The following is a 19,512-nucleotide window of genomic DNA, read 5'->3' as shown; positions in this document are numbered from 1 at the left end:
TGCTCTGCTGCTGACTCACGGCTGTTCCCCCTTGCTCGCCGGGCTCGGCGAGGCGTCTGTGTTCTGGCTTGCTGCGCCGCTGCGGCCGGCGACGGTCCTGCTGCTGGTCTCTCCGGTCAGGCCGCCCTGGAAGGCGGCCAGCCACATGCCGGGCTGTACCTCCGGCTCCGGTTCGGCCGCCGGTGCGGCTCCGGCGCGGGCGGCGGCGGCCGCCGCCGCCTCGATGACCGGGTCGGTGCCGGTTCCGGTGCCGGGCAGGTCAGGCCCGGTCACACGGGTCCGGCGGCGGCGCTGCGGGAGGCCGGTGGCGGACCGCTCCGTCACCACGGGCACCTCGTCGGCCTCCAGCGGGTGCCGCGGGCCGGTGACCGGCCGGGTCCGTGCAGCGGGTGCGGCCGGCGCGCCTGCGGCAGCCGGTGTGCCCGCCGGGTCGAGTGCGCCGGCCGGGCCGGACCCCTGCGGCAGGGCCGCCCGGGGGCCGGAGGAGGTGCCGATGCCGTGCGCGACGCCGGTCGCGGACGCGGCCGTGGTGATCAGTTCCTGCGGGATCACCAGGACGGCGCGCACACCGCCGTACGCCGACGAGCGCAGGGAGACCTGGAAGTCGTACGCCTGCGACAGCCGGCCGACGACCGCGAGGCCCAGGCGGGGCGTCTCGCCGAGGTCGGTGAGGTCGATGCCCTCCTGTGCCTGGCGGAGCATGCGCTCGGCCCGCTTGCGGGCCTCCTCGCTCATGCTCACGCCGCCGTCCTCGATCTCGACGGCGATGCCCGAGTTCACGTCGACCGCGGTCAGGTGGACCTTGGTCTGCGGCGGCGAGTAGCGGGTGGCGTTGTCGAGGAGCTCGGCCAGTGCGTGGATGAGCGGTTCGACGGCCGGGCCGACCACGGCCACCTGGGAGACCGAGTGGAGCTCGACGCGCTGGTAGTCCATGATCCGCGACATGGCGCCGCGGAGCACACTGTAGAGCGGGACCGCCTTGGACCACTGGCGGCCGGGGCGGGCACCGCCGAGGACGGCGATGGAGTCGGCGAGGCGGCCGATGAGCGCCGTGCCGTGGTCCAGGCGCAGCAGGTCGCCGAAGACGTCGGGGCTGCGGCCGTGCCGGTCCTCCATCTCCCGGAGTTCCTGGGCCTGCTGGTGCACAATGGCCTGAACTCGTCGGGCGATGTTGACGAAGGCGCGCTGCGCGGAGTCGCGCAGGTCCTCCTCGGCGACGACGGCGTCGAGCACGGAACGGAGCACCGCCTGGTGGGCGGCCCTGAACTCGGGGGTCAGGCCGGGCCCGTGGGTGCCGGGCTCCTCCAGGGAGGTGAGCACCTCCTCGGGGAACTCGCCCCTGCGCAGCCGCTCCACGACATCGGGCAGCAGCTCCTGGGCCAGCCGTACGGTCTCCGCCTGCTGCCGGGCGAGCGCCGCCTCCTGGGCGGCGGCCACGGCCCGCAGGGCGGCCACGGCCTTGCCGCGGCGGGCGGCCTCACCGCAGGCCAGGGCGACCACGACACAGGCGACGGCACCGACCCAGGCCACGGCAGTGCGGGCGGGTGCGGACACCAGCACCAGGGCCACGACCGTGGCAGCGGCGGTCGCCAGGGCAGGCAGTGCCCATACGGCGGGTGAGGTGGGCCCTGGACTTCCGGGCGACGATCCCACGCGAACCATCAGAACCCTCAAACGATCGAAAGCGAATGATCATATGACAACGGCCCGGAATCTTAGCGGCTTTGAACACCGGTCTTGACAGCAGGTCACGTTCTGGACACAGCAGGCGTGTTGGGGGCTCCAGTTCTGGCCGAATCCCGTTTGTGAGCCGGTCCGAAGGGGTTCGCACGCCCGTCCGGTTCGCAGTCCCACCCAGTGCGGAGCAAACCCTTCCCCCCAGGGACAATGGCCCTTGACCGGGCAAGATCATCCCCAGTCCGGCACCCATTAACGGACCGAACCACGGAAATGGAACAGGAGCGCACGCGTTGAACCGTCAGGCGCGCGAACACGCCCAGAACTTCTTGCACCAGGGCGAGCGGCTGATCGCCGCATGCGGCTACGAACTCGGCCCGGGCGTGCCGTCGCCGCCCGAAGACCTGATCCCCCCGGCGGAGCCCTCGGCGCTCACCCAGCGCATCGAGGACCGGATCCCGGGCCCGCTGCGCCGGCTGATGGCGGCCACTCAGCTCGACCCCCGGCACTCCAGGCCGGCCGCCGCCGCGAACGCCGTCGACCGGATGCCGGACGCGGTGGACAACCTCGGCTCCCGGATGATGCACGGCAAGAGCATGGAGGGCGGCTGGCAGAGCGCGGCCGGACACTTCCTCATCAGCCGGGCCGGCGCCCGCGGTTCGGTCGAGGGCGTCCTCGCCGTCACCGACCGCCGCTGGATCGCACTGACCGACGTCTCCCCGCTGTGGCGGTCGACGCCCACGATGAAGCAGTACTGGGAGGCCCCTCGGGCGGCGGTGTCCGCGCTGCGCGCCAACCCGAAGGGCATGCTCCAGAAGGGCCGGGTGGACATCGAGTTCACCGACGGCTCGTGGGTCGCGGTCCTGGCCGCGCCCGCCGCCAACGCGGCGCCCTTCGCGGCGGCGGCCGCCTACCACCGCTGATCACTGCGGCCCGGCCTCAGCGCTCGGCACGGTCCAGTTCCCCGTCGAGGGCCAGCGCCGCCGTGATGAGCGCCAGGTGGGTGAACGCCTGTGGGAAGTTGCCCAGTTGCTCGCCGGTCGGGCCGATCTCCTCGGCGAACAGCCCGACGTGGTTGGCATACGTCAGCATCTTGTCGAAGGCGTAGCGGGCCATGTCGAGCCGCCCGGCCCGGGCGAGGGCACTGACGTACAGGAAGGTGCACAGGGAGAACGTGCCCTCGTCGCCGGCGAGTCCGTCCGGGGACAGCCCGGGGTCATAGCGGTGCACCAGGCTGTCGGAGACCAGGTCCGCCTCGATGGCGTCCAGGGTCGACAGCCATCGGCGGTCCTTCGGGGACAGGAAGCCGACCGTCGGCATCAGCAGCAGCGAGGCGTCCAGCACGTGCCCGTCGAGGTGCTGGACGAACGCCTGCCGGGCGGTGCTGTACCCGCGGTCGATGATCTGCTGGAACACCGCGTCCCGCGCCGCGGTCCAGCCGGCCACGTCGGCCGGCCGGGCCAGTTCGGTGGCCAGCCGGATGCCCCGGTCGAAGGCCGTCCAGCACATCAGCCGGCTGTAGGTGAAGTCGCGGCGGCCGCCCCGGGTCTCCCAGATGCCCTCGTCGGGCCGGTCCCAGTGGCCGGCCAGCCAGTCGAGGAGCCCGCTGAGTTTCACCCAGCCGTCGTACCCGGCCAGCTGGGCCAGGTCGGCGCCGTGGCTCAGGGCGTAGACGGCCTCGCCGTAGATGTCGAGCTGGAGTTGCCCGGCCGCGCCGTTGCCGACCCGCACCGGGAACGATCCGCGGTACCCCTCGAAGTGGTCGAGGACCTCCTCGTCGAGGTGCGGGTCGCCGTCCACCCGGTACATGATCTGCAGCGGCTCGCCGGTCACCGTCCGGCCGTGCTGCACGCGCGCGCCGAGCCAGCGCCGGAACGCCTCCGCCTCCTCCTCCAGCCCCAGGTCGACCAGCGCCTTCACGGACAGGGACGCGTCCCGCACCCAGGTGTAGCGGTAGTCCCAGTTCCGCTCGCCGCCGACCCGCTCCGGCAGGCCCGTGGTGACCGCGGCCACGGGCGCGCCCGTCGGGGCGTACGTCATGAGCTTCAGGGTGATCGCGGACCGGTTGACCATCTGCTGCCAGCGGCCCCGGTAGCGGCTGCGCCGCATCCAGCGGTGCCAGTAGCCGTACGTGGCGAGGAACGCCCGGCGCAGCCCCGCCGTGGTGGGCGGCTCCGGCACCCCGGCCCCCGGGTCGTGGCACACCGTCAGGACGGCCGCGGTGGTGTCGCCCGTCCGGAGGACGGCCTCCCCCCGTACGCCCGCCCCGTCCGCGGTGAGCCGCAGCAGGCTCCCGGCCTGGAGGAAGGCGGTGAGGCCCGGGGTGGTGAAGTGGGCGGTGTCCGCGGCCAGGGCCAGGCCGTGCTCCTCCCGCCCGTAGTCGAAGGCGGGCCGGCAGTCCAGCAGGAAGCGGACGGTGCCGCGGGTGACCCGCATGATCCGGATGATCCGGTGCCGGTCGCCGGGGGCCTCGGCCTCGCCCAGCGGCATGAAGTCGATGACCTCGCCGACCCCCTCCTCGGTCATGAAACGGGTGACGAGGATGGCCGTGTCCGCCAGGTAGAGCTGGCGGGTGACGGCCCCGGGGGCGTCGGCGGCGATGGCGAAGTGCCCGCCGCGATCGTGGTCCAGGAGCGACGCGAACAGGCTGGGCGAGTCGAAGCGCGGGGCACAGAACCAGTCGAGGACCCCGTCGGAGGAGACCAGCGCGGCCGTCCGCAGGTCCCCGATCAGCCCGTGGTCCCCGATCGGCGGATATCGGCGCATACGAGTCCCTTCGCCGGCGCATCCCGTCCTCCCCTCCCCGCCTCAACGCTAAGGCCGCGGGCGGCGGCGGGCACCCGGTGCCGGAGCCCGGGCCGCGTGTCGTGCGGGACCGGGCTCCGGTGCGGGTTGCGGGGGCGTCCGGTTGCGGGGGCGCCCGGTCTCAGACGCACTCGTTGACGGCTCCGGACAGCAGGCCCGGCTGCTCGCACAGGAGCCGCAGCTGGTCCGGGTGGGTGACAAGGGCCGCGAGGCTGTTGGTGATCAGCTGCGCGGTGGTGTCGCCGACCCCGCCCCCACCCCCACCCCCGCTAGCGGATCGCGCTGAACTGCCGGGAGTTCAGCAGGGAGAGGAAGTACGGGAGCTTGTCCACGGCCCGCTTGGGCAGGGTGGCGATCTGCACGGTGTCCCGGAGCCGGTCCGTGACCACGAGCGTGTAGGTGCCGTCCTCTTCGACGAGTTCGGCCGAGTACAGGGTCGTCTCCATCAGCGGTGCTTTCTGTGTGCGTGGTGCGTGGTGCGGGGCCGTCTTACGGGGCGTCTCGGCCAGACACGCCTCCCACTCCCCCGCCGCCTGCTCGGCGTCGGCGCCGTCGTCGGCATCGCGGAGAAGAGGTGGTGGCCCAGCCGGATCGGCCAGTTCCAGGCGCTGCCGTCGAAGAAGCGGTAGAGGGCGTCGGCGCATGCGGGCGTAGAGCGGGTCGGGGTCGCGGCGGAAGGCCTCGGTCGGCATGTCCGCCGTGATGCCCCCGGGGCGCCGGCACCGCGCTGCCACCGGCGCGGGGGTGCGGCGTGGCCCGGGGTGCCGGGCACGCCGCTGCCGGTGGCGGTGGTCACGAAGCCGCCGGCTCCCCGCTCGGGCCGCCCATCGCCTCGATGAGGCTCTTGGGCCGCATGTCGGTCCAGGTCCGCTCGATGTACTCCAGGCAGGCGGCGCGGCTGTCCTCCGGGTGGGCGACGGTCCAGCCGGCGGGCACGTCGGCGAAGGAGGGCCACAGGGAGTACTGGGCCTCGTTGTTGACGAGCACCAGGTAGGTGGCGTCCTCGTCCTCGAAGGGGTTGCTGTTCATGACGGATTCTCCTCGTGGTCGTGGTAGGGGCTGCTCGGGTGGTGGCCGGGGGCCGGGCGCAGGCGCTCGTCGAGCACGTACGCCCGCATGCCGGGCAGGGGCCGGCCGATCGGCACGGTGCGGGTGACGTCGCCGCCCGTCCACACCTCGTCCACGCCCTTGAGCCCGCCCGGCTCCTCCTCCGCGAGGAGCCGGAACAGGCCTGCGGTCAGCTGCAGTCCGGTCGCGCCGTGCTCGGCGACGGCGATCCGGCCGCCGCCCGGCAGCGGTACCCGCAGCTCGTAGGTGGAGGCGTCGAAGGCCGTCGGCGAGTGCATGGGCACCCGTTCGTGGGCGCCGCCGGACCAGCAGTCGGCCAGGGCCGGACCAGCAGTCGGCCAGGGTCGGCCCGGTCACGTCGGCGTGGGTGACGGCGACGCCCTTGGGGTGCCCGGTGGTGCCGGAGGTGTACATCACGTACGCCGGCTGCCCGGGGCGGCAGACGGTGCCGGGTGCACCGGTGCGGGTCAGGAAGCCATCAGGGCGGCGACCAGGTCCGCGGAGCGTTCCATGAGCACCGCGACCCGGGTCTGCTGGAGACGGCGTAGTCGGCGGTGGCGCAGGCCGTGGCGGCGCCCGCCGCCAGGAACCCCAGCTGTGCGGAGGCGCTGGCCAGGCCGAGAGCGGCACCCGGAAGGCGCCCGCCGGCGGAGCCGCCGGATTGCGGTGCGGCCCCTTCGGGGGTACCGGACGAGGGTGCAGGAGACCGGCCCGGATTCTCCGCGCACCGGATGATTGCCGAAAGCACACCTTCCACATCGGCCGGGCCGGGATTCTCGGCGTACAGAACGAGAACCGCACCCGTCACCTGGTTCGCACGCGCGGACCTGATCCGGGAAACGCTTTCCAGCGCTTCCCGGAGGACCTCGGCCGGGTGCCGTTTCCCGGCCGGCTCCGGAATCTTCCGGCGTTGCCTGCCGGGAAGGGCGGAGCACATCGTCAACGCGTATGCGTACGTGTCCGCCGGCAGCCGGAGAGGCTGTCGAATGGCCGCAGGTCCCACCCGCAGTGTCATTTCTCCCCCGTTCCTGAGGGTTGTCTCCATGCCCTTTTCCGCAAGGGCGACCGGGTGGCGCGGCGGCCGAAAGCAGGAGGGGCGTCACGCCTTGGCGGGTGCGGCGGAGGGTCCGCGCCCCTTGGCCTGCTGGCCCCCGGGCACGTCCGTCGACGCGGACTTGCCCGGCTCCGGGCCCCGCCCGTCCTTCTGCGGGGCCGGATCCGCTTGTTCGTCCGATTCGGAGGCCACCTGCGGGGCGGCCACCTCGGCGGCCACCTCGGCCGCGAGGTCCTGGAGGCTCTCGGTGGCGTCGTGAGCTGCCCGCTTCACCTCCAGCACCAGCCCGACGGAGGTCTTCACGATGCCGCGCACCAGCGGTTTGGCGATCCGCTTGGCCAGAGGTGCGGCGATGAGTCCGATCAGGAACGGGGGAACGACAGGCGGCATGGTCCCCTGCCTCTCTTCGTTGGATGGACGAGCGTCGTTGAACGGAGCGGGGGTCTTCGGCGGGAACGCCGAACGGTGGGAATTGCCGGGACCGCGGCAACACGCGGACCGCTGGTAATCGACAGCGACGAGGACAGCCAAAACGATGCGCACACCGGTCGGTGGTTGTGCCGCAACGACCGGTCTGCCGGCCGCGGGGCGGTGTTTCCCGACCCTGGCCTTTGCGAAGCCCCCTCAGGTTAGCGGCAGCGAAACGCGACGCTCGTACACCGTCACCCGGAAGAGTAACGAGGGGCAGGAAGGACCGATTGCTTTGCGCCAGCAATGCCGATCGAAACGCGGGAAGCCCCTCCCCACCGCCCCCGGAATCCCGGGATCCGCCGCGACCTCTCCCCAGACATCGCACGGACGGTGTCGGCGCGTATTCGCCTCTCGCCCGAGTGCATTCCCGAAGACGCGCCCCCGTCACCACACGGGTGAACCCGCACCCCGCGCGCATCGCGGGGTGCGGGCGTGGCGGTGCGGGCGTGGGGGGTGCGGGCGTGGGGGGGATGGGGTCAGAGGACGTTGTCTCGGGTGGTGGTGTCGTGGAGGAAGCCGCCGGACTGGTGCTGCCACAGGCGGGCGTAGGCGCCGTCCGAGGCGAGGAGTTCGTCGTGCGTGCCCTGCTCGACGATGCGTCCGCGGTCGAGTACGACGAGCCGGTCCATGCTGGCCACCGTGCTCAGCCGGTGCGCCACGACGAGCGCCGTCCGCCCGTCCATGAGCCGCCACAGCGCCTCCTGGACGAGGATCTCGCTCTCGGAGTCCAGGGCGCTGGTGGCCTCGTCGAGCAGCAGGATCGGTGCGTCGCGCAGGATCGCCCTGGCGAGGGCGACCCGCTGGCGTTGCCCGCCGGACAGTTTGACGCCGCGTTCGCCGACCATGGTGTCGAAGCCGTTGGGGAGGGCGTCGGCGAACTCGGTGACGTGTGCCGCCCCGGCGGCGCGGCGGATCTCGGCGTCGGTGGCGTCCGGCCGGGCGAACGCGATGTTGTCCCGCAGTGTGCGGTGGAACATCGCCGGGTCCTGCGGCACGTAGGCGATCAGGCTGCGCAGGTCGGCCTGGCACAGCCGGCTGATGTCCTGGCCGCCGATCAGGATCCGGCCGGCGTCGATGTCCGTCATCCGCAGCAGCAGCCGCGTGAGGGTGGTCTTGCCCCCGCCGGACCGGCCGACGAGGCCGATCTTCGCCCCGCCGGCCACGTCCAGGTCGAGGCCCTGGAACAGCGGCTTCCCTCCCCCGTGGGCGAAGGTCACCCGCTCGAAGCGCACATCGGCGGACGCCCGGGGCCGAAGCGGCTCCGGCGACGCCGGGTCGAGCACGGTCGGCGGGGTCAGCAGCAGTTCGGTGAACTGTGCGGCCTCCGTCATCGAACTCTCCAGGCGGCGGTAGATCTGGTTGAACTCGAACATGATCCGGGTGGCGCTGGAGTAGTAGGCGAAGGCGACGATGACCGCCTCGACCCCGTGCTCCCCCGCGCCGAGCGCGACGGCGACCAGCAGGCCCAGTGCGTTGGTCAGTACGGACATGGGCGCGACCAGCGTGTCGATGCGCAGGTTGCCGTAGTCCCACGAACGGAGCATGAGCCGCCTGGACTCCGCCACCCGCGACCGGTGCTCGGCGGCCTCGCGCTCCTCGGCGGCGAACGCCCGGACCGTGTCCATGTTCATCAGGCTGTCGGCGACGTGGCCGGACACCCGGGCGATGGCCTCCTCGCGCTCGTCGACGAGGGCCTGGCGGCGTCGGATCAGCGGCGCCACGCACAGCGCCGTCACGGCGATCATCACCAGGAGCCCCACGACGAGCAGCGGTTCGTAGAACCACAGCACGACGGAGGCAAAGACCAGCGGTACGAAGCTGCCCATGACCGAGAAGGTCAGGGTGTCGACGAACTCCTCGAAGCGGGAGGCGAAGCTGAGGACCCGCTTCGTCAGCGATCCGGCGAAGTTGTCGTGGAAGAACGCGGCGTCCTTGGCGAACAGCTCGTCCATCCCGATCACGTACAGCTGCTCGATGCCGAGGGCGTCGAGGCGGTTGAGGCAGTGCAGGCCGATGCGCCACAGCGCCTCGGCGAGCAGCAGGACGCCGCCGAAGCCGAGGACGTAGGGCAGCATCGCGCCGATGCCGGTGTTGCCGCCTCCGGCCATCCGGCCGACGAGCTTGGCGACGATCAGCGGCGCAATGTAGTTGATCCCGATGTTGCCGAGTGCGGGGAGCAGCATCGCCGGCGCGGTCAGCCGGCGGAGCCTGGCCAGCTCCCTTAAGTAGTAACGGAGCGCGAGGAGCACCGAGCCCCTGCGCGGTGGACTTTCGGGTGTTTCAGGCGATCCCATCGCAACCCTGTGCTGTTGGACCGGCAGGACAGGATCCGCAGTGTCCCGCAGGGCCGCCCGCGCCGTCCAAGCGTTTTTTCCGGCCGTCAGTGGTAGGCGTGGACGACGGCGTGGCCCTTGCCGCGGCCGATCATCCACTTGTTGACCGGGGTGGTGACCAGGAACGCGACGACGAAGCCGCCCAGCAGTGCGCCCCAGAACAGCCCCTCGTCCAGGTGGGCGTCCATCGCGCCCGGCACCAGGGCGATGATCCCGTTGTCGACCAGCTCCATGATGGCGATCGACACGGTGTCGGCGGCCAGCGCCACCTTGATCGCGGACTTGAGGTCCAGGCCGGCCCGGCGGACCGCGAACAGGGTGAACGAGTAGCCGAAGAGGAACGCGAGGGTGATCGCCAGGACCATCGTCGCGGCATTGCCCCAGAGCAGGGCGGTGCCGATGACCATGCCGAGGATCTCGCCGATGGCGCACCCGGTCAGGCAGTGCAGGGTCGCCTTCGCGGCCGTCCCCCACGAGGCGCCGCCGTGGCCCGCGTGCGCTGCACGGGCGGCGCCCTCCTGTGCGGCGGAGTGCTGGTGGTGTGCGCTCTGGCCCATGGCCCTCAACCCCGTTTCCGTCCGGCACAAGGCCCGTGCCCTGTGCCCCACACCCGGAAACCATATACCCCCTAGGGGTATTCCTCCAGGGTGCGGCACAGGCCGGGGACGCCCGCCCTCACCCTTCCGGCGGCCCGTCCAGGCGCCGGAGGGCGACTCCGTGCTCCGCCAGCACCTCCGGGAGACGGGCCAGGGCCGGAAGCTGCTCGATGTGGTGGACCCCGGCGGGCAGGGAGCCGGTGAGCAGCTCCCCGGTGACGTACGCCGCGACCAGTCCGGTGACACGGCTCTGCGCCCGCCCGGTGAGCGCGTAGGCCGCGTGGAGGTCGCCGCGCCGGGCGTCGGCCCGTACGGCGAAGCCGTCGCCCCCGGCGTGGACCCTGCGGAAGGCGGCGGTCAGGGCCTGCCGCACCGCCGGGCGGCGGGCGGCCCGCCGCAGCGCGAAGAGTGTGGAGGTCAGCGGCCTGGAGTCCAGGCACAGCCGGGTGGTCACCTGCGCGGTTCCGAGCGTGCGGGGCAGCGTGTACTGGTCGGAGAAGGGGAAGGGGTACGCGGTGCGCCGGCCGTATCCGGGCAGCTCGACCCGCAGCGGGCGGGCGGTCGCGGGCTCGGCCAGGTGCTCGACCGTCCAGCGGACCGCGTCGGCGCCGTGCCGCTCGCCGGCGCCCAGGAGCACCGTCAGGTCGATGCGCTCCGCGCCGCCGACGGCCTCGTACGCCCGGCGGGCGAGGAGGTTGGTCAGCCCGGGGGCGACCCCGACGCTGAGCACGGCCGTGGCCCCGCCGGCCGCCGCCACGCCGTCCAGCTCCGCCACGCCGTCGAGCAGCCGCCGGGTGGCGCCGATGTCGACCAGGTGGACGCCGCGCTCGAGGCAGGCGTGCGCGACCCCGGCGTCGGGCGGTTCCACACACATCACGACCGCCGCCACGTCGCCGAGGCCGTCGAGCGTCCGCCGGAAGCCGGCCGGATCGGTGACGTCGACGCGGACGCCGCCGAGCCGCTGCGCCCGCGCCCCGTCGCGTCCCGCGACGACGACCCGCCCGGGGAACCGGTCGGCAAGCGCGCCGGCCACCGTCGCGCCCACGGCGCCGTAGCCGCCGACCACCAGGATGCGATCCCATTTCACTGTAGTCATACTCCAGTGAATTACACTGTAGTCTCACTACAGTCAAAGAGCCCGGTACCGACCGACCCGAGGGAGAACCGGTGGCCGCACCCCTGACCCGCGCGGAGAAGGCCCGCCGCACCCGGCAGCGGATGCTCGACGCCGCCGCCCGGCTGTTCGCCGAGAAGGGCTGGACCGGGACCACCGTCGAGGACATCGCCCGCACCGCGGAAGTCGGTGTGCAGACCGTGTACTTCACCTTCGGCAGCAAGCGGGCACTGCTGAAGGAGCTGCTGGACACGGCCGTCGCCGGTGACGCGGACCCGGTCGCCACCCTCGACCGCCCCTGGGCCCGCGAGGTCCTCGACGCGCCCGGCCCCGCCGCCCAGCTCGCCCTCCAGGCCGCGGGTGCCCGGCGCATCCTGGAGCGGGCCGCACCGGTCCTGGAGGTCGTACGGGGAGCCGCGACCGCCGATCCGGAACTCGCCGAACTGTGGCGGCTGAACCACGAACAGCGCCACGCCGTCCAGCTCCGCTTCGCGCAGGCACTGCACGCGAAGGCCGGCGGGTCCCTGCGGCACGGCCACGACAGCGCGGCGGCGGCAGACATCGCGCTGACCGTGCTCGGCCCGGAAACCTACGACCTGCTCGTCACCCGGCGCGGCTGGCCCCCCGCCCGCTGGGAGGAGTGGGCCGCAGACGCCCTCGTACGCCAGCTCCTGCCCTGAGCCGTACCCGAACCCGGCGCCGGCGCCCCGCCCGTCCACCGGCCCGCTTGCCCGCCTGCCGTACCCGGCCGCGCCCGGCCGCTACGGTTGCTGCATGGAACAGCGGATCAGCCTGATCACCCTGGGTGTGGCGGACCTCGCCCGCGCCAAGAGCTTCTACTCGGCCCTCGGTTGGCGCGGCACCGAGGTCCAGGAGACGGTCTTCCACCAGGCGGGCGGCCTGGCCCTGGTGCTGTGGGACCGCGGGAAACTGGCCGCCGACTGCGGTCTCTCCGACGCCCCGCCGACCGGCTTCGGCGGCATCGCCCTGGCCCACAACGTGCGTTCGGACGCCGAGGTCGATGCCGTCCTCGAGGCCGCCGCGCGGGCCGGCGGCACGGTCACCCGGCCCGCCGCCGTCAACGCGATCGGCTTCTACTCGGGCGTCTTCACCGACCCCGACGGCCATGCCTGGGAGATCGCCCACAACCCCGGCTTCACGCTCGCCGAGGACGGCTCCCTCGTCCTCCCCGACTTCAACGCGTAGCAACACCAACCCCTTTGCACCTGCCGCGAGTTCCGAATCGGCAGGTTTGCCCGGCTCGTTCCTGAGTCGACCCTTCGGGCTTCCTTAAGGGAACCTGAAGAACCCCTCCAGACGGCTTTTTCCGCTGGTCACCGCCCTAGGCTCGGACGGAGTTCCGCTCCCCCTGCCCTAGTGAGGTGTTACCGGCATGAGCCGCAGCCGAACCACCGGAACCCCGTCCCGCGTCGAGGCCCGGCGGAGGAAGACGGCGCGCACCCGCATCGTCCTGTCCGTCACCGCGGCGGCCGCGGCGGTGGCGGTCGGGGTCGCCGTGGCCGACTCCGACGGTGACGCCCGCGTGGACCAGCGGGCCGGCGGGGCCGCCGGCAAGACGTCCGCGGCGGGTACCGCCGACGGGTCGGCGGCCGCCACCCCGACCACCGCCGCCCCCACTCCCGAGGCCACGGCCTCGGCGAGCCCGAGTCCGTCCGGGTCGCCCGAGGCCGGCGCCTCGGGATCCGCCACCCCCTCCAGCCCCGCGGGGGAGGAGGGCACGGCGGCCAAGTCGGCGGCGAACCAGGGCAGCAAGCCCGCGAGCAAGCCCGCTTCGGGCACGGGCGGCGGCTCCGGAGGTTCGGGCGGATCCGGCGGCTCCAGCGGGTCCGGCGGGTCCGGGAGCTCCGGTGGCACCGTGAACGCCGACGCCGAGTCCGCGGTCCTCGCCCTCGTCAACAAGGAGCGGTCCGCCGCCGGTTGCGGCCCCCTGAGCACGAACGCCAAGCTGAGCGCCGCCGCACGGGGGTACAGCGACACCATGGCCCGCGCCGGCGTCATGTCGCACACCGGACCGGACGGTTCCACCATGACCAGCCGGGTGGAGGCCGCCGGTTACAAGTGGTCCAACCTGGGCGAGAACATAGCCCGCGGCCAGGCCGACGCCGACGCGGTCATGAAGGCGTGGATGAACAGCGCCGGCCACCGGGCCAACATACTCAACTGCGCCTTCAAGGAGATCGGCATAGGAGTCCACAAGGGCGACGGCGGCCCCTGGTGGACGCAGAACTTCGGCGCTCCGAGGTAACGGACACCCCCGACCCCCCGAACCCCCCGCCCTCCCCCCTGATCCACCCCCCACACCCCCTCCGCCACGTCCTCCGGCCCGTTCGCGGGCCGGAGGACGTCGGCGTTGGCCGGCTCCACGGGGCTCGGGCGGCTCCCCGCGCGTTTCGGGGGAGCCGGTGACGGGCCGGCCGGCGCGTCGGCCAGTATGGGGCCGTGCCCCGACTTCCGCGTTACCTGCTCATATGGCTGTCGTGCACGGCCGCCAGCGTGACTGCCGTGCTCGCCACGGTCCAGTTCGTGGTCGGTACGACCCGGCATACGCCCCCGGTCGCGCGGTCCGCTCCGACGGTCATCGAGACCCCGCCGGCCTGGCAGGCGGGGCAGGAGCCCTCGCCCGGCTCGCCCTCCCCGAGCGCATCCGCGAGCCCCTCCCCCTCGGCGACGCAGCGGCCCTCCCCCTCGGCCGCGAGCGCCGGCCCCGCCAAGGCCGCGTCGGGAACCCCCCGCACCAGCGCGACGAAGCCGGACGTCGACTGCGAGGACGGCGGAGTGGGACTGCACACCGTCCCCTCGCAGGGCGGCAAGGTCACCGTGCGGTACGGGAGCCGGGGCGTGTGCCTGATCTCCGCGATCCCCAGCCGCGGATTCAAGGCCACCACCTCGCAGACCGCGGACGACACCCTCACGGTCACGTTCACCAGCGACGACCACCGGTCGGTCGTCACGGCGACGATCGACCCGGGGCCGCGGGCCAGCGTCCGCGAAACCTCGTTCTGAACCCATCCGCACCGCTCGGCCGTCCCGGTCCCTTTCGCGGGGTTCACCACCTGTGGGCGGTCATGGGCAGAGGTCCGGCGAAGCGGAAGGTGAGCTGTTCCTTAGGGCAAGCTGAAGATCACGCCGAGACGGTTACGGCGGCCCCCGGCGGTCCTATGCTCGCGTCAGCCGAGCGGCCCTCGGCGCCGGGGCACGACTCCCCGGCGGACCATGCGGGCCGCCGTGCCGCCGAGCGGCGGGCGTTGCGCCCGTCCCGCAGTCCGAACCGTGCCTTGGGGTGTCTTCGCCATGAGTTCCCGCATGCTCCGACCCGTCCGCGCCGACCGCCGTACGACACCGTCCCGCTCCGCCGCGCCCCTGGGGATACGCCTGCCGCTGGCCGCCGCAGCCGTGATCGCGGCGGGGCTGACCGCCGCCTGCGGGCCGTCGTCCCAGCCGGTCGGATCCGCGGCGCCGACCGCGGCCCGGCCGTCCTCGGAGGCGCTCCCCTCCGCGTCGGAGCCGGCCGGCGCATCCGCCGAGGCGTCTCCGTCCGCCTCCGCCTCGCCGTCCGCGTCCGCGTCCGCATCCGCCTCCGCGTCCGCCGGTTCCCCGCAGGCCGGGACCGGGTCCGCCGCCCCCGCCCGGACGTCGGCCAAGCCGGCGACCCGTTCGTCGGCCGCGCCCGCGCCGGCGGCGGTTCCCGGCCCCGGCTACGACAGTTCGGCCGACTCCCAGAAGCAGATCGACGCGGCGCTTCGCGCGGCCAAGGCGGACGGGCGGATGGTGCTGCTCGACTTCGGCGCGAACTGGTGCGGCAACTGCAAGGCCGCCGACAAGGTGTTCGCCCAGTCGCAGACCTCGGCGATCCTCGGGTCCTCGTACCACATGGTCAAGGTGGACATCGGCGGCAACAACTCCGCCAACTCCGCGCTCCTGCAGAAGTACAGCCCCTCGGGCGGCACCTACAAGATGCCCGTGCTGGTCGTCGTCTCCCCGTCCGGCACGGTGCGCACCGACACCCACGTCACGGGCAACCCGCCCCTGACCTCGGAGGGCCTGGGCGCCTTCCTCCGCCAGTGGGCGTCATGACACGAGCGGTGCGGGCCGCGGCGGCCGGCCTCGCCGCCGCCGCCGGCTGCGTCCTCGTCGGCGTCCTGACGGACAGCGGGGGCGACGGGGGCAGCGCCGGCGCGCAGGACGGCGGGGTCCGCTTCCCCACCGCGACCGCCCGCCCGAGAACCGGATCGATCCCTTGACACGTGACACAGAGGCGCACATGAACGTTTCCCCGCAGGCCGGGCACGCCCGGAAGACCCGTATCGCGGCGGCCCTGCTGTCCCTGGCGGCCCTGACGGCGTGTGGCGAGCAGCACGCGGCGGACGCCGGCACCTCGGCAGCGGCACCCGCATCCGCGTCCGCGTCCACGACGAGCTTCAGCGAGAAGGGGGTCACCGTCACCCTCTCGGTGTCCGACTGGCACGCCTCGAAGGGCACCCTCACCGCGGTCTTCACCCCCGAGGAGAAGGGCTTCCACCTCTACAGCACCGATCTGCCGGCCGACGGCGTCGAGGGCGTGGGCCGGCCGACCTCGGTGTCCGTCACCGGGGCCCTCAAGGCGGAGGGCAGGTTGACGGCGGCTGCGGAGGTGCGGTCGATCAGCCTGCCCGGTGTCGGCGCCCCGGTCCCGGTCTATCCGGACGGCCCGGTCACCACCACGCTGCCCGTCCGCGCCGACGGGAACGGGGACGCGACGGTGCTGCTCGGCTACGCGAGCTGCAGCGAGCGGGACGGCTGCACCATCCCGGTCTCCGACCACCCCGTACGCCTGCACATCACCGCGGACGGCCCGGTGTTCGATGCCCGCCAGGGTGCGCGAAACCCCGGTCGGCCGAGCCCCTAAGGTGTCCCCATGCCCAGCGTCCTGGTCGTGGAAGACGACCCCAGCATCCGCCAGTCACTGATAGAGGTCCTGGCGGAACACGGGTTCGCCGTGCGCAGCGCGGCCGACGGGTTCGGCGCCCTGCGCGAGGTCACCCAGACGCCCGTCGACGCGGTGGTCCTCGACCTGGGACTGCCCGATCTGGACGGAGGAGACGCCCTGCGCATGATCCGCGGCATTTCCTCTGTGCCCGTGCTGGTGGCCACCGCCCGCGACGACGAGCGGGAGATCATCAGCCTCCTCAACGCGGGTGCCGACGACTACCTGGTCAAGCCCTTCTCCGGAGGGCAGCTCATCGCCCGCCTGTCCGCCGTCCTGCGGCGCACCGGCCAGGTTCCGGCCGCCGGTCCCGCGGCGGCGGGCGCACCGGTGGCGGCAGCGGCGGCGGCCGAACCGCTGCGCGCCACCACCGTGGGCGAGCTGACGGTGGATCCGGGCGCGCGCACCGCGCACCTGGCCGGCCGGGAGCTCCGCCTGACCCGCCGCGAGTTCGACCTGCTGGCCTTCCTCGCCCGCCACGCCGGCCAGGTGGTCTCCAAGCGCCTGCTGCTGACGGAGGTGTGGCGCGAGCCGTACGTGGACGACCAGACCGTCGACGTGCACCTGTCGTCGCTGCGCCGCAAGCTCGGCGAACGCGCGGCGGCCCCGCGGTACCTGCTGACCGTCCGCGGGGTGGGCATCAAGCTGGTGGCTCCGCGTTGAGACGCTCGCTGGCCGGAGTGGCGCTCGCCGTGACCTCCATGGTCGCGCTGTCCTTCCTCATACCGCTGGCCGCCCTGGTGATGTCGCTGGTCAAGGAGCAGGGCGTCACCGCGGCCGAGCAGCGCGCCGCGGCCCTGGCGCCCGTACTCACGCTGACCACGGACCCGTCCGCGCTGCGGGAGTCCGCGGCAGGCCTGGACGCGGCCGAGCGCCTGGTCGTCCACCTGCCGGATTCCGGCCCGCTCGGCAGCTCCAAGGCCCCTGCGGCGCTGCTCGAACGGGCGCAGAAGGGGCGGGAGTCCATCTCCCGGGAGATTCCGGGCGGCTGGATCTGCCTTCAGCCGGTGGTGCTCCCCGGTGACCGGGTCGCCGTCATCGAGAACTTCGTTCCCGAGGAGGAGCTGACCCGCGGGGTGATGGAATCGTGGGCGGTGATGTGCTTCCTCGCCGTGGGGCTGATCGGCGGTTCGGTGCTGGTCGCCGACCGGCTCGGCGCGAAGGTCGTCCGGTCCTCGAAGCGGCTCGCGCAGGCTTCGCGCGCGCTCGGCCAGGGCGATCTGGACGCCCGCGTGGACCCCATGGGCCCCGAGGAACTGCGGGACGCGGGCGTCGCCTTCAACGCGATGGCCCACCGGATGACCGAGCTGCTCGCCGTCGAACGCGAACTGGTCGCCGACCTGTCCCACCGGCTGCGCACCCCGCTGACCGCCCTGCACCTGGCCTCGGAGCGCATGGCCGGCACACCGGAGTCGGCCAGGGTCGAGGCGGCGGTCGGCGAACTGGAGGCGGAGCTCCGGGCCATCATCGCCGCGGCGCGCACCCCGCTCGCCGTGGGCCCCATGGGCCAGGGCATGCTCGGCGCGGAACCGCCGTCGGGCCGGCCGGGCGGCGGCGCGCCGGAGGGGTCCGGGCCCCGCTGCGAGGTGGCCGATGTGGTCCGCCGCCGCACCACGTTCTGGGCGGTCCTGGCGGAGCAGCAGGACCGGTCCTGCTCCGTCGACCTCACCCCGGAGCCCACGGCCGTCAGCCTCTCGGACGACGACATCGCCGCCGTGGTGGACGCGCTGATCGGCAACATCTTCCGCCACACGGCGCCGGGGAGCCCGTTCGGCGTCCATGTCGTACGCACGGCCCAGGCCGTGGAGCTGGTCGTGGAGGACGGCGGACCGGGCATCCCCGAACCGGAGCGGGCGCTGTCCCGCGGGAGCAGCACCGGGTCCACCGGGCTGGGCCTGGACATCGCGCAACGGGCGTCGACCGCCGCGGGCGGGTCGGTGCGCATCGGCCGCAGCCCCCTGGGAGGGGCGCACATCACCGTGACCTTCGCGCTGGCCGCGCCGGCCCTGTCCGCCGGACGCAGGTCCCGCATCTCCCGCCGCCGCCCGGCCCGGCCGCGCACCCGGTAGGCGGGCCGCGGCCGGTGCGCTGCGGGGCACCCGGCGTTGCGGCGAACCACCGGCTGCGGCGAACCACCGGCTGCGCCGGGCGCCCGGCCCTTCGCGACCGCCGCAGCCCTCACCGCCGGTTCAAGTGCCGTTCACGCGGGGCTCGTTGGGGATCCCTAACCTCCCCCTGTCCACCCCCCGACCGGAAGGGAAACCGGTGTCGTCCACCGTCTCCGCCCGCCGAGCGGCTCTCCCCGCCGCAGTACTCGCCGCACTGCTCATACCCTCCGCGCCCGCCCACGCGGCCGGCGTCTCCGTCACCGCGACCGTGGAGACCGCCCCCGTTCCGCACAGCGGCGACGCCGCCGACGACCCGGCGATCTGGGTCCACCCGACCGACCCGGCCAGGTCCGTGGTCATCGGCACGGACAAGAAGGGCGCGCTGGAGGTCTACGACATGACCGGCGCACGCCTCCAGCGGATCACCGGCGACTACGGCAACAACGTCGACCTGCGCGGCAACATCGTCGTCTCGGCGGACGACGAGGCCGCCGGCGGCAACGGCGCCATGCACATCTACCGCATCGACCCCGGCACCCGGAAGCTGACCCGGCTGCGGGACGTCCCGACCGAGGTCACCGCGCACGGCATCTGCCTCTACTCCTCCCCGGCCTCGGGCAAGCTGTACGCCTTCCCCAACTCCACCTCCGGCCGCGTCGAGCAGTGGGAGCTGGCCGTGAGCGGGAACTCCGTGACCGCGACCTCGGTCCGCCTGTGGGACGCGGGCTCCGCCGTCGAGGGCTGCTACGCCGACGACACCACCGGCAAGCTCTACCTCGGCGAGGAGGACGTCGGCGTCTGGGTCTACGGCGCCGAGCCGACCGCCGGCACCGCCCGCACCAAGCTCGACTCCGCCGGGTCGGGCGGCCACATCACCGCGGACACCGAAGGCATCACCGCCGCCGGGAACCGTATCTACGTGTCCTCCCAGGGCAGCAACGACTTCACCGTCTACGACCGCACCACCCACGCCTACCTGGGCCGGTTCTCCGTCGCGAACGGCAGCGCCGCCGACGACTGCGAGGACACCGACGGCATCGACGCCACCGCCGCCGACCTCGGCCCGGCGTTCCCGCAGGGCGTCTTCGTCTGCCAGGACGGCTCCAACGGCTCTCCCGGCACGAGCGGCAACCAGAACTTCAAGTTCGTCCCGCTCCAGCGCATCACGGCGAACTTCGGCTGACGCCCCGCACCGGGGGGGGGAACAAGAGGGGGGGGCACAAACAGCGGCGGACAGATTGGGGTGGGGGGGGGGGGGGGGGGGGGGGGGGGGGGGAGGGGGGGGGGGGGGGTGGCAACAAC

General features: G+C 73.4%; 20 protein-coding genes. 11 read left to right on the top strand and 9 right to left on the bottom strand.

Annotated features, from left to right (window positions below):
- Positions 1 to 15 precede the first annotated feature (15 nt).
- Complete coding sequence (locus AC068A_RS00100) at positions 16 to 1,662, bottom strand: sensor histidine kinase (protein WP_478578449.1); 1,647 nt, start codon at positions 1,660 to 1,662, stop codon at positions 16 to 18.
- 308 nt (positions 1,663 to 1,970) lie between these two features.
- On the opposite strand from AC068A_RS00100, the gene AC068A_RS00095 reads away from it, so the two are divergent.
- A complete protein-coding gene (locus AC068A_RS00095; RefSeq protein WP_478578447.1) occupies positions 1,971 to 2,600 on the top strand; it encodes an LSm family protein in 630 nt (209 codons plus the stop codon).
- A gap of 16 nt (positions 2,601 to 2,616) precedes the next feature.
- Here the strand turns inward: AC068A_RS00095 and AC068A_RS00090 are convergent, their stop codons facing one another.
- The 8 genes from AC068A_RS00090 to AC068A_RS00055 form a co-directional block, all read right to left on the bottom strand.
- Entirely contained in the window at positions 2,617 to 4,443 is a 1,827-nt protein-coding gene (locus AC068A_RS00090) for a glycoside hydrolase family 15 protein (RefSeq protein WP_478578444.1), read from the bottom strand.
- A gap of 308 nt (positions 4,444 to 4,751) precedes the next feature.
- Positions 4,752 to 5,174 carry a hypothetical protein gene (locus AC068A_RS00085; protein ID WP_478578441.1) on the bottom strand — a complete coding sequence of 141 codons (423 nt, stop codon included), beginning with the start codon at positions 5,172 to 5,174 and terminating at the stop codon, positions 4,752 to 4,754.
- A gap of 100 nt (positions 5,175 to 5,274) precedes the next feature.
- Positions 5,275 to 5,511, bottom strand: coding sequence for an MbtH family protein (locus AC068A_RS00080; RefSeq protein ID WP_478579366.1), 237 nt, complete (start codon positions 5,509 to 5,511; stop codon positions 5,275 to 5,277).
- A complete protein-coding gene (locus AC068A_RS00075; RefSeq protein WP_478579397.1) occupies positions 5,508 to 5,828 on the bottom strand; it encodes a hypothetical protein in 321 nt (106 codons plus the stop codon). Before AC068A_RS00075 ends, AC068A_RS00080 begins: the two co-directional genes overlap by 4 nt.
- An 821-nt stretch (positions 5,829 to 6,649) precedes the next feature.
- Complete coding sequence (locus AC068A_RS00070; RefSeq protein WP_478578438.1) at positions 6,650 to 6,994, bottom strand: DUF5132 domain-containing protein; 345 nt, start codon at positions 6,992 to 6,994, stop codon at positions 6,650 to 6,652.
- Positions 6,995 to 7,551: 557 nt separating this feature from the next.
- Positions 7,552 to 9,369 (bottom strand): ABC transporter ATP-binding protein, encoded by a 1,818-nt coding sequence (locus AC068A_RS00065; protein WP_478578435.1) that lies wholly within the window; start codon positions 9,367 to 9,369, stop codon positions 7,552 to 7,554.
- An 86-nt stretch (positions 9,370 to 9,455) separates the two neighbouring features.
- Positions 9,456 to 9,965, bottom strand: a complete 510-nt coding sequence (locus AC068A_RS00060; RefSeq protein ID WP_478578432.1) for a DUF4396 domain-containing protein — start codon at positions 9,963 to 9,965, stop codon at positions 9,456 to 9,458.
- Positions 9,966 to 10,083: 118 nt separating this feature from the next.
- Positions 10,084 to 11,100: a saccharopine dehydrogenase NADP-binding domain-containing protein gene (locus AC068A_RS00055; RefSeq protein ID WP_478578429.1), complete on the bottom strand. Its 1,017-nt coding sequence runs from the start codon at positions 11,098 to 11,100 to the stop codon at positions 10,084 to 10,086.
- A 71-nt stretch (positions 11,101 to 11,171) separates the two neighbouring features.
- On the opposite strand from AC068A_RS00055, the gene AC068A_RS00050 reads away from it, so the two are divergent.
- From AC068A_RS00050 to AC068A_RS00005, 10 genes are all read left to right on the top strand, one after another.
- The gene (locus AC068A_RS00050; protein WP_478578426.1) at positions 11,172 to 11,798 is read left to right on the top strand and encodes a TetR/AcrR family transcriptional regulator; all 627 of its coding nucleotides are present in this window, start codon (positions 11,172 to 11,174) and stop codon (positions 11,796 to 11,798) included.
- Positions 11,799 to 11,892: 94 nt separating this feature from the next.
- Positions 11,893 to 12,324, top strand: coding sequence for a VOC family protein (locus tag AC068A_RS00045; RefSeq protein WP_478578423.1), 432 nt, complete (start codon positions 11,893 to 11,895; stop codon positions 12,322 to 12,324).
- Positions 12,325 to 12,511: 187 nt separating this feature from the next.
- Positions 12,512 to 13,384: a CAP domain-containing protein gene (locus tag AC068A_RS00040; protein WP_478578420.1), complete on the top strand. Its 873-nt coding sequence runs from the start codon at positions 12,512 to 12,514 to the stop codon at positions 13,382 to 13,384.
- A 194-nt stretch (positions 13,385 to 13,578) separates the two neighbouring features.
- On the top strand, positions 13,579 to 14,142 hold the full coding sequence (locus tag AC068A_RS00035) for a hypothetical protein (RefSeq protein ID WP_478578416.1): 564 nt from the start codon (positions 13,579 to 13,581) through the stop codon (positions 14,140 to 14,142).
- Between the two features lie 300 nt (positions 14,143 to 14,442).
- Positions 14,443 to 15,213: a thioredoxin family protein gene (locus AC068A_RS00030; protein WP_478578413.1), complete on the top strand. Its 771-nt coding sequence runs from the start codon at positions 14,443 to 14,445 to the stop codon at positions 15,211 to 15,213.
- Positions 15,210 to 15,380, top strand: a complete 171-nt coding sequence (locus AC068A_RS00025; protein ID WP_478578410.1) for a hypothetical protein — start codon at positions 15,210 to 15,212, stop codon at positions 15,378 to 15,380. The genes AC068A_RS00030 and AC068A_RS00025 overlap by 4 nt, the downstream gene beginning before the upstream one ends.
- 20 nt (positions 15,381 to 15,400) lie before the next feature.
- Entirely contained in the window at positions 15,401 to 16,024 is a 624-nt protein-coding gene (locus AC068A_RS00020) for a hypothetical protein (RefSeq protein ID WP_478578407.1), read from the top strand.
- Positions 16,025 to 16,033: 9 nt separating this feature from the next.
- Complete coding sequence (locus AC068A_RS00015) at positions 16,034 to 16,765, top strand: response regulator transcription factor (RefSeq protein WP_478578404.1); 732 nt, start codon at positions 16,034 to 16,036, stop codon at positions 16,763 to 16,765.
- Positions 16,762 to 18,171, top strand: coding sequence for a HAMP domain-containing sensor histidine kinase (locus tag AC068A_RS00010; protein WP_478578401.1), 1,410 nt, complete (start codon positions 16,762 to 16,764; stop codon positions 18,169 to 18,171). The genes AC068A_RS00015 and AC068A_RS00010 overlap by 4 nt, the downstream gene beginning before the upstream one ends.
- Positions 18,172 to 18,367: 196 nt before the next feature.
- The gene (locus tag AC068A_RS00005) at positions 18,368 to 19,393 is read left to right on the top strand and encodes a phytase (RefSeq protein ID WP_478578398.1); all 1,026 of its coding nucleotides are present in this window, start codon (positions 18,368 to 18,370) and stop codon (positions 19,391 to 19,393) included.
- Positions 19,394 to 19,512 lie beyond the last annotated feature (119 nt).

Source organism: Streptomyces sp. NPDC043854 (assembly GCF_056436005.1).
The sequence above is the reverse complement of the archived record's forward strand: the minus strand, read 5'-3'. Positions and strand labels throughout refer to the sequence as shown.